Below are 13,764 nucleotides of genomic sequence, written 5' to 3'. Positions count from 1 at the left end.
TCACGTCCCTGCGCGGATGCGTGAATTCAAGCAGACTTCGCGTTAGCATGTCGGGCATTCACGAATAACAAAAGGAATCTCACATGCCATTTGACGAGCGCATGCTGAACGGCATGGGCGTGCTGACGGCGATCGTCGATTGCGGCAGTTTTGCGGCGGCCGGCGAAGCGCTCGACATGTCGCAATCCGGGGTCAGCCGTTCCGTCGCGCGGCTCGAAGCGCGCCTGGGCATCCGGCTATTCGACCGTACCACGCGCTCGGTCACGCTGACCGACGAAGGCCGGCGCTTCTACGAACAGATCGTGCCGCTGCTGGGTGGCCTCGAAGAAGCGGCGGCGTCCGCGGCGCAGGGCGCGAGCGGGGTGCGCGGGCGCTTGCGCGTGAACATGGACCCTTTCTTTTCGCGCCTCGTGCTGGGGCCGCGGCTCGGCGGCTTCATCGACAAACATCCCGATTTGCAGCTCGAACTGATCACGCGCGACCAGCTGGGCGATATGGTCGCCGACGGCTTCGATCTCGCGATCCGTTTCGGCGAGCCGCCGGTGTCGACACTGATTGCGCGCAAGCTGCTGGATACGCGCATTCTCACGGTAGCCGCGCCTTCGTACCTGAAGAAGCACGGCCATCCGGCGAACCCGGCCGAACTCGAAAGCGCGCAGCACGTCTGCATCAAGTTCCGCGACCCGCTGACCGGGTATCCGTTCAGTTGGGAATTTCATCGCGGCCGCAAGAAGCTCGCGATTACGCCGCAAGGCCGCTTGACCGTGAACGACGTGGGCACCTTGCATAGCGTCTGTGTGGGGGGCCAGGGCGTCGCGCAGATTCTGTCGCTCGGCGCGGAGTCGCTGCTGGCGAACGGCAAGCTGGTGGAGTTGTTTCCGGGCTGGGCCGACGACGTTTATCCGCTGTATGCGCTCTATCCTTCGCGGCATCATCCGCCGGCCAAGGTACGCGCGTTCTTCGAATTCATCGTTTCGCTGACCGGCGGTGCGCCGCGCGAGGCGGTGGGTTGAAGCTGCGGATTTTTTCGGTCAGCGGGTTGGGGTCGGGATGCGGGACGTTGCGGGATAGTTCGGACTCCGGCCGGATCGGTTTTGATCGCCACGCGGCGGCTGATGAATGGTACGGCCACGCACCAGTTTTCAAACATGCAGGTCGTGCCCGCCTAGCTTGCCAATTCTTTTAGATCGACGCCGTCGAAAGGCCGCCGCGACCGTGGTAACGGGGATGCCGGCTTCGACGCCCGACAGCACCTGGAAGTCGAAGCCGAGTAGAAAGTCGGCTTGGCCGCCGGCAAGAAACTGCACGCCGTTGACTTGCGGGTCGCCCATTTTGATCGTGACGTCGAGTCCGGGCGAATGTCATGCCAATTGCTGCGAAGCGGCGCATGCCGCCTGCTTCCCCCGTCCAGGCCTGCGCCTTGCTCCATTGAAAGCGTCACCCACCCAGGAGAGCGGCAATGAGCGCAACCAAGCAATCCACCAAGGACAACCCGGCCGACATGGAGCACCCGCAGCCGGCGACCCACAGCGACAACGAAAAGAGCAAGTTGCCCGACCGCGAAGACGACGGCCGCGATCAGTCGCCCGCGGACCGTCCCGGCAAGAAGCCCGGCGAGGGCGAGCCGTCAGTCGGTTAAAAAATTAAACGTGTCTGCAAGCGGCTTTGCTGCGTTTGAGCAGCTAAGCCGCATAAATTTTCCCTTCTATCCGCTTTCGGAAGCCAAACATTTCTTCCTGATTTTTACCGATTATTTTTTTCGCGCACTGCACTATTTTGCTGCTTGCAGCGTGCGCACCAAGCGAACCGGCTGCCGCCCCTCTTAATCGATAAAAAAGGCGACGCCCATGTCCATCTCACCGAGGTCACCTCGTCAGGCCGAAGTCTCCGCCAAAGTCTCCATCTGTCTGCCCACCTGCAATCGTCCTGAACTGATCGCGCTGTGCATCGATTCATGCCTCGCGCAAAGCTACGGCAACCTTGAAATCGTGATCGGCGACGATTCCAAGGACACCCGCACCCGGCAGTTGATCGCGACCCGCTATGGCCAGGAGCCGCGCGTGCGCTACAGGTTGAATCAGCCGCCGCTCGGCCAAGCCCGCAATGTCGCGAGCCTGTTCGAGCGCGCGAGCGGCGACAAGATCCTGCTGATTCACGACGACGATCTGCTCGCGAGCGACGGCGTCGAAAAACTCGTGTCGCTCTGGACGCTTCATCCACGGCTCGACGCGGCCTTCGGCGATCAATACGAAGCCGATCACGGCGGCGCCGTCGATCTGGACGCGAGCACGCGGCTGAACGCGGCCTTCCGGCGCACGAAGGACGCTGAAGGTCTGCAGCCGCTGCCGGGCAGAACCGGACTGGTCCAGATGTTCCCGAATAATGGCTATACAACTATGGGTTCAGTGCGCGGCTCTACTACCATCTTCTGATGCTCGCACGCGCGGGCTTGACGGTGCGCCGGCAGGCTGTGGCGGCAGCCGCGGTCGCGGCCCTGGCAGCCGCGCCGGCGGTCGCGGCCGATCCGGCTGCGGGGGTCAAGGACCTCGTCAACGAACTAGTGACGGATCGCTCCGAGCCGGTTTGAGGACGGATGGACGGCGTCGCGGGGCGCTCGCGTGAATACGTGTTCAAACACGCGGCGTGCCGGGCATCCTGTGCTTAGCAAACGCGCATTCGTTGTTTGGCGCCGCGCACCGCGTTGATTACGATGGACTCGATCCATCATCAGCCGCGAGGTGATTCGCCATGTCCGACAGCCCCTGTTTCAAGCCGCGCGTGATCGAACCCGTGCTCGTCGATCAACCCGAAGGATTGGGGCTCGCTGTCGAGTTGTGGCTGGCACAGCCCGTCGATGGCATCGCGGGCCGGGCGCTGCGGATTCATTTGCGCAGCAACGCACGCATGCCGCAAGCCGAAGCGCTGCGCGATCTGCTGCGCGCATGGGGGACGCAGATCGTGGTGAGCTGAGCTGAGCGCGTACGCAACGTCTCGCCTCGCCTCGCGCAGGAGAAAAAAACGGCGGCCGGTTGCACCGGCCGCCGTTCTTGAACCCGCGCCCGCACCCGCAACGCACGGGCACGGGCCATACTTCGCCCAGGCTCAGGGCTCGTTACGCAAGTACCCTTCCGTCGACGGATCGCGCATGCGCAACGACACGAGGCCGGCAATCGCGCACATCACCGTCACATACCAGAAGAACGCCGTTTCGATGCCGATCGACTTCAGCCACAGCGCGACGTACTCAGCCGAGCCGCCGAACACCGCATTGGCCACCGCATAGGAAAGCCCCACGCCGAGCGCGCGCACTTCCGGAGGGAACATTTCCGCCTTGATCAGGCCGCTGATCGACGTGTAGAAACTGACGATCGCGAGCGCCACCACGACGAGGCCGAACGCCGCATACGGGCTCGTCACGTCTTTCAGCGCATGCAGCAGCGGCACCGTGCCGATCGTCGCGAAGAAACCGAACAGCAACATCGAACGACGGCGGCCGATCCGGTCCGACAGCGCGCCGAATGCCGGCTGGATCACCATGTAGACGAACAGCGCGGCGGTCATCACCGAGCTGGCCGTTTTGGTCTGCATGCCCGCCGTGTTGACCAGGTACTTCTGCATGTAGGTCGTGAAGGTGTAGAAAATCAGCGAGCCGCCGGCCGTGAAACCGAGCACCGTCATGAACGCGCCCTTGTGCACCCACAAGCCGCGCAACGTGCCGGCTTCCTTGCGCTGACGGGTCGCGGCGGTGGTGGTTTCGTCGAGCGATTTGCGCAGATAGAGCGCGATCAACGCGGCGATCGCGCCGATCACGAACGGCACGCGCCAGCCCCACGCCTTGATTTCAGCCGGGGAAAGCGCCTGCTGCAGGATCACGATCACCAGCAACGCGCACAACTGGCCGCCGATCAGCGTGACGTACTGGAACGACGCGAAGAAACCGCGCCGGCCCTTGAGCGCGACTTCACTCATGTAAGTCGCGCTGGTGCCGTATTCGCCGCCCACCGACAAGCCCTGGAACAGCCGCGCGACCAGCAGCAACGCGGGCGCCAGCGCGCCGATCTGCGCGTACGTCGGCAGCAGGGCGATCACGAGCGAGCCGCCGCACATCATGAACACCGACACCATCATCGCGTTGCGGCGGCCGTGCTTGTCGGCAAGGCGCCCGAAGAACCAGCCGCCGATCGGACGCATCAGGAAGCCGGCGGCGAACACGCCCGCTGTGTTGAGCAGCTGCGTGGTGGTGTTGCCGCTCGGGAAGAACGCCGGCGCGAAGTACAGCGCGGTGAACGAATATACGTAAAAGTCGAACCACTCGACGAGGTTGCCCGAGGAAGCGCCGACGATCGCGAAGATGCGGCGCCGGGTGTCGTGGGCCGAGGCCGCCACGGTTTGGTCTGTCAGGTCGGTCATGCTGGTGTCTGTCCTTGTCGTAAATCGAAGATAGCGGTCGTGTCGCCGCCTTCACAACGCGCGCCGCGAGAGGTCTCGCCGCGCGCGTGCGCGAATTTTACAGAACCGCAAGCGGAATATGGGATTTTGTCAGGCTTCCGAGGGCAAAGATCATCGCATTCGGGTTGACGCGGCCAGTCCGGCAAAAGAAAAAGCCCCTTCCAGTCGTGCGACTGGCAGGGGCTTAGAACAGCTTTAAGGCGCTTTGAACCGCCCGTCATCAACCGGGCCGCTCGTCCGAACGGAACGGCCTCACACCCTCACAGCGGGCGGCACATACCGGCATTCGTAGCGCTTGCGCACCGTGCCGTTCTCGTCGACGCTTTCGAGGTACACGTCGAACTGCCACAGCCGCGCCATGTGTTTGAGCACTTCGTCGCTATCCGACGACAGATGCCGGTTGTCGCTCATGAAGTGGCGCAGCGTCAGGCTCCGGTCGCCGCGCGTGTTCACCGCCCACACCTGAATGTTCGGCTCCCGATGGTGCATGTCGTATTGCCGAGATAACGCCTGGCGCACGTACTGATAGCCGCTGTCGTCATGAATCGCCGACACTTCGAGCGCATCGCGCATGTCGTCGTCGAGCACCGAGAACAGCCGCATTTCGCGGATCAGATGCGGCGACAGGTACTGCGCGACGAAACTTTCGTCCTTGAAGTTGCGCATCGCGTAGTGCATCGCCGGGAGCCAGGGACTGCCCGCCAGCTCCGGAAACCACTTGCGGTCTTCCTCGGTCGGCGCTTCGCAGATGCGGCGGATGTCGCTCATCATCGAAAAGCCGAGCGCGTACGGATTGATGCCGCTGTAGTACGGCTTCGTCACGGGCGGCTGGTAGACCACGTTGCTGTGCGAATGGAGAAACTCCATCATGAAGCCGTCTTCCAGCTTGCCCTGGTTGTACATGGTGTTGAGCAGCGTGTAGTGCCAGAACGTCGCCCAACCTTCGTTCATCACCTGGGTTTGCCGTTGCGGATAGAAATACTGCCCGACCTTGCGCACGATGCGGATCACCTCGCGCTCCCACGGCTCCAGCAGCGGCGCATTCTTCTCCGCGAAATACAGCAGATTTTCCTGCGGCTCCGGCGGATAGCGCTCCTCGATTTCCTCCGGCAATGGCGTATGCCGGGTCGGCAGCGTGCGCCACAGTTCGTTCACCTGCGATTGCAGATACGCCTCGCGTTCGCGGCGCGCGGCGAATTCCTTTTCGAGCGACAGCTTCTGCGGCCGCTTGTAACGATCCACGCCGTAGTTCATCAGCGCGTGGCACGAATCGAGCAGTTCCTCGACCCGGTCGAGCCCATAGCGCTCCTCGCATTCCGCGATGTAGTTCTTCGCGTAGACGAGATAGTCGATGATCGCGTGCGCATCCGTCCACAGCCGGAACAGATAGTTGCCCTTGAAGAAAGAGTTATGCCCGTAGGCCGCATGCGCGATGACGAGCGCCTGCATCGTCATCGTGTTCTCTTCCATCAGATACGCGATGCAGGGATTCGAATTGATGACGATCTCATACGCCAACCCCATCTGCCCGCGACGGTAGCTTTTTTCGGTGGAGAGAAAGTGTTTGCCGAACGACCAGTGACGGTAGTTCACCGGCATACCGACGGACGCGTACGCATCCATCATCTGTTCGGCGCTGATGAGTTCCAGCTGGATCGGATACACGTCGAGTTCATATTGCTCCGCAACACGGGCAATATGCGAGTCGTACTCCTCGATCAACTCGAAGGTCCAGTCGGACGGGCACGGCAGAGGCCGTCTATCGGCTACGTTCATACGGACTTCCCTTTGCCCCTCGATGGGCGTTCCGGTGTGTCCCCGTGCTGCAGCGCCTTGGACTGCTCCGGCTGCGGCGGATTCAGGATGATCCGCCCCGGCCTCGGCATGCCCCGACTGTTGCTGCGGCACGCCTTTTCCGCGCTCCGGCTGATAGCCGCGCGCTTCGTTGTGCAGGTGCTTGGTCGTCATGAAGACGCCGCCTGTTTTTCAAACAGTTCACGAAACACCGGATAAATGTCGGCCGCCGTTTCGACCTTCTTCATCGCCATGTGCGGCTGGCTCAACGCCAGCTGCGCATATTCGAGCCACAGGTTCTGCTCTTCGGGCGTGACCTGAATATACGCAAAATAGCGCACCTTCTCCAGGATGTCATCCGCGAGTAGCTTGCGGCACTTGGGAGAGTCGTCGGTCCAGTTGTCGCCGTCCGAAGCCTGCGCCCCGTAAATGTTCCATTCAGTTGGCGAGTAGCGCTCGTCCATCACCTTCTGCATTAGTTCGAGCGCGCTCGATACCACCGTGCCGCCGCTCTCGGTCGAATGGAAGAACGTGTCTTCGTCGACTTCCTCGGCCCGCGTGTGGTGGCGAATGAACACCACCTCGATGCGCTCGTAGTTACGTTTGAGGAACAGATACAGCAGGATGAAGAAGCGCTTGGCGAGATCCTTGCGCTGCTCGTCCATCGAACCGGACACATCCATCAGACAGAACATCACCGCCTGGCTGGACGGCGTGGGCTGCTTCACGCGATTCACGTAGCGCAGATCGAATGGGTCGATGAACGGAATGCGCCAGATGCGCCCGCGCAAATGATGGATTTCCTCTTCGAGCAGTTTGATCTCTTCACGGCGATCCGCGGGATCGGCCTTCATCGCGTCGAGTTGCCGCTCCATCTCGTGCAACTGGTTGACGAGCGGCGCACCGAGCGCGATGCGCCGGCCGAGCGCGCTGCGCAGCGAGCGCACGACGTCGATGTTGTTCGGCGTGCCTTCGGCCGCCCAGCCCGCGCGAATGCTTTTCCACGTGGGCACGGCCAGCAGATGGGTTTTGACGAGGCGCGGCAGTTCGAGATCGTCGAAGAAATATTGCATGAATTCTTCGCGGCTCAGCTCGAACACGAAGTCGTCCTGACCCTCGCCCTCGTTGCTGGCCTGGTTGCCCCCGCCTCCTCCGCCACCCCCCTGCGGCCGCTGGATCTTGTCGCCGCGGATGTAGTCCGAGTTGCCCGGATGCACCATTTCGCGCCGGCCGCCGGGGCCGTGGCGGAACGACGGCTCCGCGATGTCCTTACGCGGGATCGTGATGCTCTGCGTGTTCTGAATATCCTTGATGCTGCGGTCGCGCACCGCATCCGAAACGGCGCGACGAATGTAGTTCTTGACGCGGCGCAAAAAACGCTCGCGATTCGCAATGCTCTTGTTCTTGCCTGCCAACCTGCGGTCGATGATTTGATGAAGCACGCCCGGTCTCCCGTGTCGACCAGAGTTAGCGCTTCAGCACTCACTCTGGTCCCATGCAGAGCATGTCGATCGGAGTGGGCGCTTTAGCGCCTGCTCCCACCCCTGCCACTGCCGTAATTTCCGGTGCGCGAGACGCATGCTGCGTGGCGCAACGCAAGCAACGTTATGTCCAAACAGCTTGCCCCTCGCAAGGTGCCCGCGCGGATAAACTCCGCGGGCTGCACGCCATGCGCATCATGACGACTTGCGCACACGCAGATACCAGTCACACAGCAAGCGCACCTGCTTCGGCGTATAGCCCTTCGTCACCATCCGGTTGACGAAGTCCTCGTGCTTGCGTTGCTCTTCCGCCGAGCCCTTCGCGTTGAACGAGATCACCGGCAGCAGCTCTTCGGTGTTCGAGAACATCTTCTTTTCGATCACGACGCGCAGCTTCTCGTAGCTGATCCACGCGGGATTCTTCCCCGCGTTGGCCGCCCGCGCGCGCAGCACGAAGTTCACGATCTCGTTGCGGAAGTCCTTCGGGTTGCTGATGCCCGCGGGCTTCTCGATCTTCTCCAGCTCGGCATTCAGCGCCGCGCGGTCGAAACTCTCGCCGGTGTCGTGGTCGCGGAACTCCTGATCCTGGATCCAGAAGTCCGCGTACGTCACGTAGCGATCGAAAATATTCTGACCGTACTCCGAATACGACTCCAGATACGCGGTCTGAATCTCCTTGCCGATAAACTCCGCATAGCGCGACGCGAGCACGTCCTTGATGAAGGACAGATACTTCTGCTCGGTTTCCGGCGGGAACTGCTCGCGCTCGATCTGCTGTTCGAGCACGTACATCAGGTGCACCGGGTTGGCCGCGACCTCGGTCGAGTCGAAGTTGAACACGCGCGACAGGATCTTGAACGCGAAGCGGGTCGACACGCCGGTCATCCCTTCATCGACGCCCGCGAAGTCGCGGTACTCCTGATACGACTTGGCCTTCGGATCGGTGTCCTTCAGATTCTCGCCGTCGTAGACCTGCATCTTCGAGAACAGGCTGGAATTCTCCGGCTCCTGCAAACGCGTGAGCACCGACATCTGCGCCATCATCTTCAACGTGCCGGGCGCGCACACCGCATTGGCGAGCGACGAATTGCGCAACAGCTTCTCGTAGATCTTGATCTCTTCGCCGTAGCGCAGGCAGTACGGCACCTTCACGACGAAGATCCGGTCGAGCAGTGCTTCATTGTTGCGGTTGTTGCGGAACGCCTTCCATTCGGACTCGTTCGAGTGCGCGAGGATGATGCCGTCGAACGGGATCGCGCCGAAGCCTTCCGTGCCCTTGAAGTTGCCTTCCTGGGTCGCGGTGAGCAGCGGGTGCAGGACCTTGATCGGCGCCTTGAACATTTCGACGAACTCGAGCAGGCCCTGATTGGCGAGACACAGGCCGCCGGAGTAGCTGTAGGCGTCCGCGTCGTCTTGCGCATACTGTTCGAGCTTGCGGATGTCGACCTTGCCGACGAGTGACGAGATGTCCTGATTGTTCTCGTCGCCCGGCTCGGTCTTCGCGATGCCGATCTGGCGAAGGATCGACGGGTAGCGGCGCACCACGCGGAACTTGCGGATGTCGCCGTTGTATTCGTGCAGGCGCTTGACCGCCCACGGGCTCAGGATGCTTTTCAGGTAGCGGCGTGGAATGCCATATTGTTCTTCGAGAATCGGGCCGTCTTCCTCGTAGTCGAACAGACCGAGCGGCGACTCGTTCACGGGCGAGCCCTTGATCGCGTAGAACGGCACGCGTTCCATGAGCTGCTTCAGACGTTCCGCGATCGACGATTTACCGCCGCCGACCGGGCCCAACAGATACAGAATCTGCTTCTTTTCTTCGAGCCCTTGGGCCGAGTGCCGGAAGTAGGCGACCACCTGCTCGATCACCTCTTCCATTCCGTAGAACTCACGGAATGCGGGGTATACCTTGATGACCTTGTTCGCGAAGATGCGCGACAGGCGCGGATCGTTGCGAGTGTCGATCTGTTCCGGTTCTCCGATTGCCGTCAACATGCGTTCGCCAGCCGTGGCGTACGCGGCGGGATTGTCTTTGCAGAGCGCGAGATACTCCTCGAGCGAGAGCTCATCTTCTCGCGTTTTCTCGAAGCGGGTCGCGAAACTGCTGTAGATATCCATGCTACCTCCTCGCCGAAGTCTAGACCGATGTCGTGCGCGGCGCGCTATTCGGAAACGACATCGCTCGAATTCATCCTAAACCCTTTTAAATTTTTTTTCACGAACTACGTTGCGAAAATCGCGCCGTACCCGCCTCCCGACATTCCTCACTTTGAAACAAAATACCGGCCACCTACAATCTTGCACGCACATCGCAGCACATCGCAGCACATCTCATGCTCACGTTGCGCTCTTCTACTCGGCCGTCCTCATGCAACGGCACTGCAAATCCCGCATCACCGCGCATCACCGCATTGCAACGCACGCGCACTCATAGCGAACGATCCCGCTGTTGCACCGGACACGCTGTCTGCACACGCACACTTTTTTGCTGACCGTGCGGACGTCATGCGGTTTTCATGCCCGCTCACGTTTTTTTCATCAACGCGCGACCCATGCGTTCGGTCTACCTGCGCATGCGTCTGTTACATGTTCGCTCACACATCGTCCTCGCGGTTCGTCAACGCATGACGGTTTTGGTTCCACACAGTCAAGCCAACCCACACTTTGAATCGTTGCGCGAGTCACGAGCGCCGTGCGTCCTGATTGACCGCGTCGCTCGCAGGGTCACCGCGCGCATCACTGCATCACGACAACGCAGTTCTGTGTTTTCATAGGTGTATACGGCAAAGCCGCTGACGCGGATGCCACAAAGATAAAACGGCCGCCCCTGGGCAGCCGTTTGAATGAAGCTTCGTAATTTGCTGTTACATGCGCGCCGTGATGTGCGCTTGGTGATCCGCTCAGGTCAGCTCGATCTCCACTTCCCCGAGGCCGTCGATATGGCCGCGCACGACGCCCGGCTTGTCCACCTTGTGTGCGCCGACGTACGAACCGGTGGTGAGCGTCCATTCCGGTTCGATCGTGATGCCCATGGCGGCGCAATGGTTGACGAACCACACCAGCAGCTCGCGCGGGTCGCCCGCCGGGTTGCCCGTGGCCTCCGGCACCAGCGAGTCGCCGTCGAAGCTCAGCTCCAGCTCGGGTGAAACGAAGTCGAAGCCGCGCGCGAGACCCGCATACGCGAGCGGATGTCCGGTGATCAACGCGCCGTTGTTCTGCGCATCGGCCAGTTGCGCGAGCGGCGCGACATTCGGCCATTCGCTGAAACGGCTGTCGACGATCTCGATGGCCGGCAGCACCACCCCGACCTTCGAGAGCACCTCGTCGCGCGCATACGCGCGGCCGCGCGGCTCGATCGCCTGGGCGAAGCGGAAGGCGATCTCCAGCTCCACCAGCACCCGGAAGAACCCGCCATGCGCGATCCGCGCCGGCGACGGCAGCACGACCGACGCCGGAATCGGCGCACCCGCGGCAGCGCCTCCCGGCGCCCTCGCGCCGATCTTCCACGCCCCCGTCGAGTCGCCGAGGCCCGCGATCACCGCCTGCTGGATCGCATAGGCGGTGGCCGCGTCGGGCGGCAGGCTGTCGGGGGCGGGCGAGTCGATGAGGCGATGCTGCCGGCGTGCCTCGACGAGGCGGTGCGCGAGGTCGTGTGGCGTCATGGCGGTCCTTTCAGGCTGGCGCATTGAGCGGTTCATCAGGCTCGTGGGTTGGGGGAAGCCATGCGTTGCGGGCGGCGGAAGACAGGCGCTCATCGTGCGCCGACCACATCCCGCGGGACCGACGCTGCGTGAGCGATGCCGCCGCGACAAGCCATGGCCGCGCCCGTCAATGTACCGGATCGCGAGGCCCGCCAGGGTGCGCTCTGCAGACGCAAACGTTGGTCATGCGCGCACTGTGAAAAAAAACCGCGACTTCGTGGCAGTCGCGGTTTTTTGATATCACGCTTTGATCCCCGGCGGCCTGCGTTGCTCGCTGTGCGTCATCGGGAACGAATGTTGCGAGAAGGTCTGCCTGAGAACGGTGCCGGCCCGCGATCAGAACGTTTGCCAGTCCTGATCACCGCCGGCGCTTGCCGCCGCGCTGGCTTTGGCGGGAGCTTGCGCGGGCGTGGCGGCCGCGCGAGTCGTGGTTGTCGCCGCGCCCTGCGCGGCGGGCTGGGAACTCGCGGACGGCGTCTTGCGTGCGCCTGTCGGGCGCGCGGGCGTCACTGCGCGCTTCGGCCCCGCGCTCGCGGGTGCCTTCGGGGGTGCCTTCGCGGGCGCCTTGTGACCGCCTTCGTCGAGCTGGAACACCGCTACCGCGGTCCGCAGCTTGCTGGCCTGGTCTTCGAGCGACGCCGCCGCGGCCGCGGCTTCTTCGACCAGCGCGGCGTTCTGCTGCGTGACTTCGTCCATCTGCGTGACCGCGCGCGCCACCTGGTCGATGCCGCCGCTCTGCTCTTCCGACGCCGCCGCGATCTCGCCCATGATGTCCGTCACGCGCTGCACCGCGCCGATGATCTCGCTCATCGTGCGGCCCGCTTCGTCGACCAGCGCGGAGCCCGACTGCACCCGCTCGACCGAGGTATCGATCAGCTCCTTGATTTCCTTGGCCGCCGCCGACGAGCGTTGTGCGAGGCTGCGAACCTCACCCGCCACGACCGCGAAACCGCGCCCTTCCTCGCCGGCGCGCGCCGCTTCGACGGCCGCGTTCAGCGCGAGGATGTTGGTCTGGAACGCAATGCCTTCGATGATCGAAATGATGTCCGCGATCTTCGCCGAGCTCTGGTTGATGTCGCCCATCGTGCCGACCACCTGGCCGACCACCGCGCTGCCCTTGTTGGCAATCTCCGACGCGTTGGCCGCGAGCGAACTCGCCTGGCGGGCGTTATCGGCGTTCTGCTTGACCGTGCCGGTCAGCTCTTCCATGCTCGACGCGGTTTCCTGCAGCGCCGAGGCCTGCTCTTCGGTGCGCGAGGACAGGTCGATATTCCCGGCGGCGATCTGCCGCGTCGCGGTCGCGATCGACTCGGTGCCGCTGCGCACCGCGCGCACCGTTTCGGTGAGGCTGCGCTGCATTTTGGCGATTCCGTCGAGCAGCTGCCCCATTTCGTCGCGCGAGCTCACGACCACCGGGCGGCGCAGATCGCCGGCGGCGATCGCGTCGAAATGACCGAGCGCTTCGCCGAGCGGCCGCGCGATCGCGCGGCTCAGCGTCAGGTACGAGAGCGCCGCGGCCACGATGCCAAGCGCCAGCGCGCCCATGCTGACGATGCGGAACACCTCGAAGCTGCCCTGCGCGGCGTCATAGCCCTCTTTCGCCGACTCGAACTGGAGCTTGCGCAGCGCGTCGTCGGCGCTGGCGAGTTCGTTGTAGGTTGACTGCAGCAGCTTGGCGCCGTCGATCAGCTTGCCCTGGTCGTTCGCCGAGACGATCGACGCGAACGCGTCCATCTGCCGATGCAGCGTGTCCCGTTTGGCGGCGGCATCCTGCGCGAGACGGTCCTCTTCGGCGCCGCGCGGCAGGTCGAGATACTTTTTCCACCAGGCGTCGGACGTGCTGCGCATCAGGCGCGCGCGCTCCAGCGTCGCCGCCGATTCGGGCGTGCCGGCCATGAACGCGGCGCGGTCGAGGGCGAGACGTTCGCGCGCCGCGTACAGCTCGGCGTTGCCGACATTGACAGCGCTCGGCATGGCGTCGGTGAAGGTTTCCTTGTATCCGTCGTTCGAACGGCTCATGCCGAACAGACCGAAAACGCCGGTCGCGACCAGCAGCGCGGCGAGAAAAGCCATCGTCAGGCCAATCCGTGCCTTGATCGTAATGCCCTTGTTCAACATGTCTGATTCCTGTGCCTGGCAAATGAGGGACTGCATACGCAGCGCGAAACAACGTTTGGCGTATACGTTCTGGCACTTTTCGAAGAAGCGCTCTAGTTAGTTCGTTTACGGCGCAGGAATGGCATCCTTGAATTATCTATATAGTATGAAGAAAGACGTGGAAGACAACGGAAGAAATTACAAAATACTTTCGGGGTTGGAGGGTGAGCAAGCCGCACGTA

At 62.7% G+C, this 13,764-nt stretch carries 10 protein-coding genes and 2 pseudogenes; 5 read left to right on the top strand and 7 right to left on the bottom strand.

Annotation, left to right across the window (positions count from 1 at the left end):
- The first annotated feature begins 83 nt into the window (after positions 1-83).
- Positions 84-1,013, top strand: coding sequence for a LysR family transcriptional regulator (locus tag PQR02_RS06925; protein WP_408227402.1), 930 nt, complete (start codon positions 84-86; stop codon positions 1,011-1,013).
- Positions 1,014-1,142: 129 nt separating this feature from the next.
- Here PQR02_RS06925 and PQR02_RS06920 read toward each other — a convergent pair.
- Positions 1,143-1,340 (bottom strand): annotated as a pseudogene (locus tag PQR02_RS06920) (hypothetical protein); the annotation flags it as partial.
- 119 nt (positions 1,341-1,459) lie between these two features.
- Between PQR02_RS06920 and PQR02_RS06915 the strand changes: the two are divergent.
- The 4 genes and pseudogenes from PQR02_RS06915 to PQR02_RS06900 all read left to right on the top strand — a co-directional run bounded on the left by PQR02_RS06915 (position 1,460) and on the right by PQR02_RS06900 (position 2,970).
- The gene (locus PQR02_RS06915) at positions 1,460-1,639 is read left to right on the top strand and encodes a hypothetical protein (RefSeq protein ID WP_408227399.1); all 180 of its coding nucleotides are present in this window, start codon (positions 1,460-1,462) and stop codon (positions 1,637-1,639) included.
- Between the two features lie 10 nt (positions 1,640-1,649).
- Positions 1,650-1,826, top strand: coding sequence for a hypothetical protein (locus PQR02_RS06910; RefSeq protein WP_408227396.1), 177 nt, complete (start codon positions 1,650-1,652; stop codon positions 1,824-1,826).
- Positions 1,827-1,847: 21 nt separating this feature from the next.
- Positions 1,848-2,390: pseudogene (locus PQR02_RS06905) on the top strand (glycosyltransferase family 2 protein); the annotation flags it as partial.
- 358 nt (positions 2,391-2,748) lie between these two features.
- Positions 2,749-2,970 (top strand): hypothetical protein, encoded by a 222-nt coding sequence (locus tag PQR02_RS06900; protein ID WP_408227393.1) that lies wholly within the window; start codon positions 2,749-2,751, stop codon positions 2,968-2,970.
- A 132-nt stretch (positions 2,971-3,102) separates the two neighbouring features.
- On the opposite strand, the gene PQR02_RS06895 is transcribed toward PQR02_RS06900, so the two are convergent.
- The 6 genes from PQR02_RS06895 to PQR02_RS06870 form a co-directional block, all read right to left on the bottom strand.
- Positions 3,103-4,410: an MFS family transporter gene (locus PQR02_RS06895; RefSeq protein ID WP_408227390.1), complete on the bottom strand. Its 1,308-nt coding sequence runs from the start codon at positions 4,408-4,410 to the stop codon at positions 3,103-3,105.
- A gap of 291 nt (positions 4,411-4,701) precedes the next feature.
- A complete protein-coding gene (locus tag PQR02_RS06890; RefSeq protein WP_408227387.1) occupies positions 4,702-6,417 on the bottom strand; it encodes a SpoVR family protein in 1,716 nt (571 codons plus the stop codon).
- On the bottom strand, positions 6,414-7,685 hold the full coding sequence (locus PQR02_RS06885) for a YeaH/YhbH family protein (RefSeq protein WP_408227384.1): 1,272 nt from the start codon (positions 7,683-7,685) through the stop codon (positions 6,414-6,416). The genes PQR02_RS06890 and PQR02_RS06885 overlap by 4 nt, the downstream gene beginning before the upstream one ends.
- Before the next feature lie 234 nt (positions 7,686-7,919).
- Positions 7,920-9,842 (bottom strand): PrkA family serine protein kinase, encoded by a 1,923-nt coding sequence (locus PQR02_RS06880; RefSeq protein ID WP_408227381.1) that lies wholly within the window; start codon positions 9,840-9,842, stop codon positions 7,920-7,922.
- Between the two features lie 782 nt (positions 9,843-10,624).
- Positions 10,625-11,386, bottom strand: coding sequence for a hydratase (locus PQR02_RS06875; RefSeq protein ID WP_408227378.1), 762 nt, complete (start codon positions 11,384-11,386; stop codon positions 10,625-10,627).
- A 375-nt stretch (positions 11,387-11,761) separates the two neighbouring features.
- Positions 11,762-13,543 (bottom strand): methyl-accepting chemotaxis protein, encoded by a 1,782-nt coding sequence (locus PQR02_RS06870; protein WP_408227375.1) that lies wholly within the window; start codon positions 13,541-13,543, stop codon positions 11,762-11,764.
- Positions 13,544-13,764: the final 221 nt, after the last annotated feature.

Source organism: Paraburkholderia sediminicola (genome assembly GCF_046026895.1).
GTDB classification, from domain to species: Bacteria; Pseudomonadota; Gammaproteobacteria; order Burkholderiales; family Burkholderiaceae; genus Paraburkholderia; species Paraburkholderia sediminicola_C.
The sequence above is the reverse complement of the archived record's forward strand: the minus strand, read 5'-3'. Positions and strand labels throughout refer to the sequence as shown.

Coding starts and splice junctions, on each gene's coding strand:
- PQR02_RS06925 (WP_408227402.1), top strand. CDS start 84: ATGCCATTTGACGAGCGCATGCTGAACGGCATGGGCGTGCTGACGGCG.
- PQR02_RS06915 (WP_408227399.1), top strand. CDS start 1,460: ATGAGCGCAACCAAGCAATCCACCAAGGACAACCCGGCCGACATGGAG.
- PQR02_RS06900 (WP_408227393.1), top strand. CDS start 2,749: ATGTCCGACAGCCCCTGTTTCAAGCCGCGCGTGATCGAACCCGTGCTC.
- PQR02_RS06895 (WP_408227390.1), bottom strand. CDS start 4,410: ATGACCGACCTGACAGACCAAACCGTGGCGGCCTCGGCCCACGACACC.
- PQR02_RS06890 (WP_408227387.1), bottom strand. CDS start 6,417: ATGACGACCAAGCACCTGCACAACGAAGCGCGCGGCTATCAGCCGGAG.
- PQR02_RS06880 (WP_408227381.1), bottom strand. CDS start 9,842: ATGGATATCTACAGCAGTTTCGCGACCCGCTTCGAGAAAACGCGAGAA.
- PQR02_RS06875 (WP_408227378.1), bottom strand. CDS start 11,386: ATGACGCCACACGACCTCGCGCACCGCCTCGTCGAGGCACGCCGGCAG.
- PQR02_RS06870 (WP_408227375.1), bottom strand. CDS start 13,543: ATGTTGAACAAGGGCATTACGATCAAGGCACGGATTGGCCTGACGATG.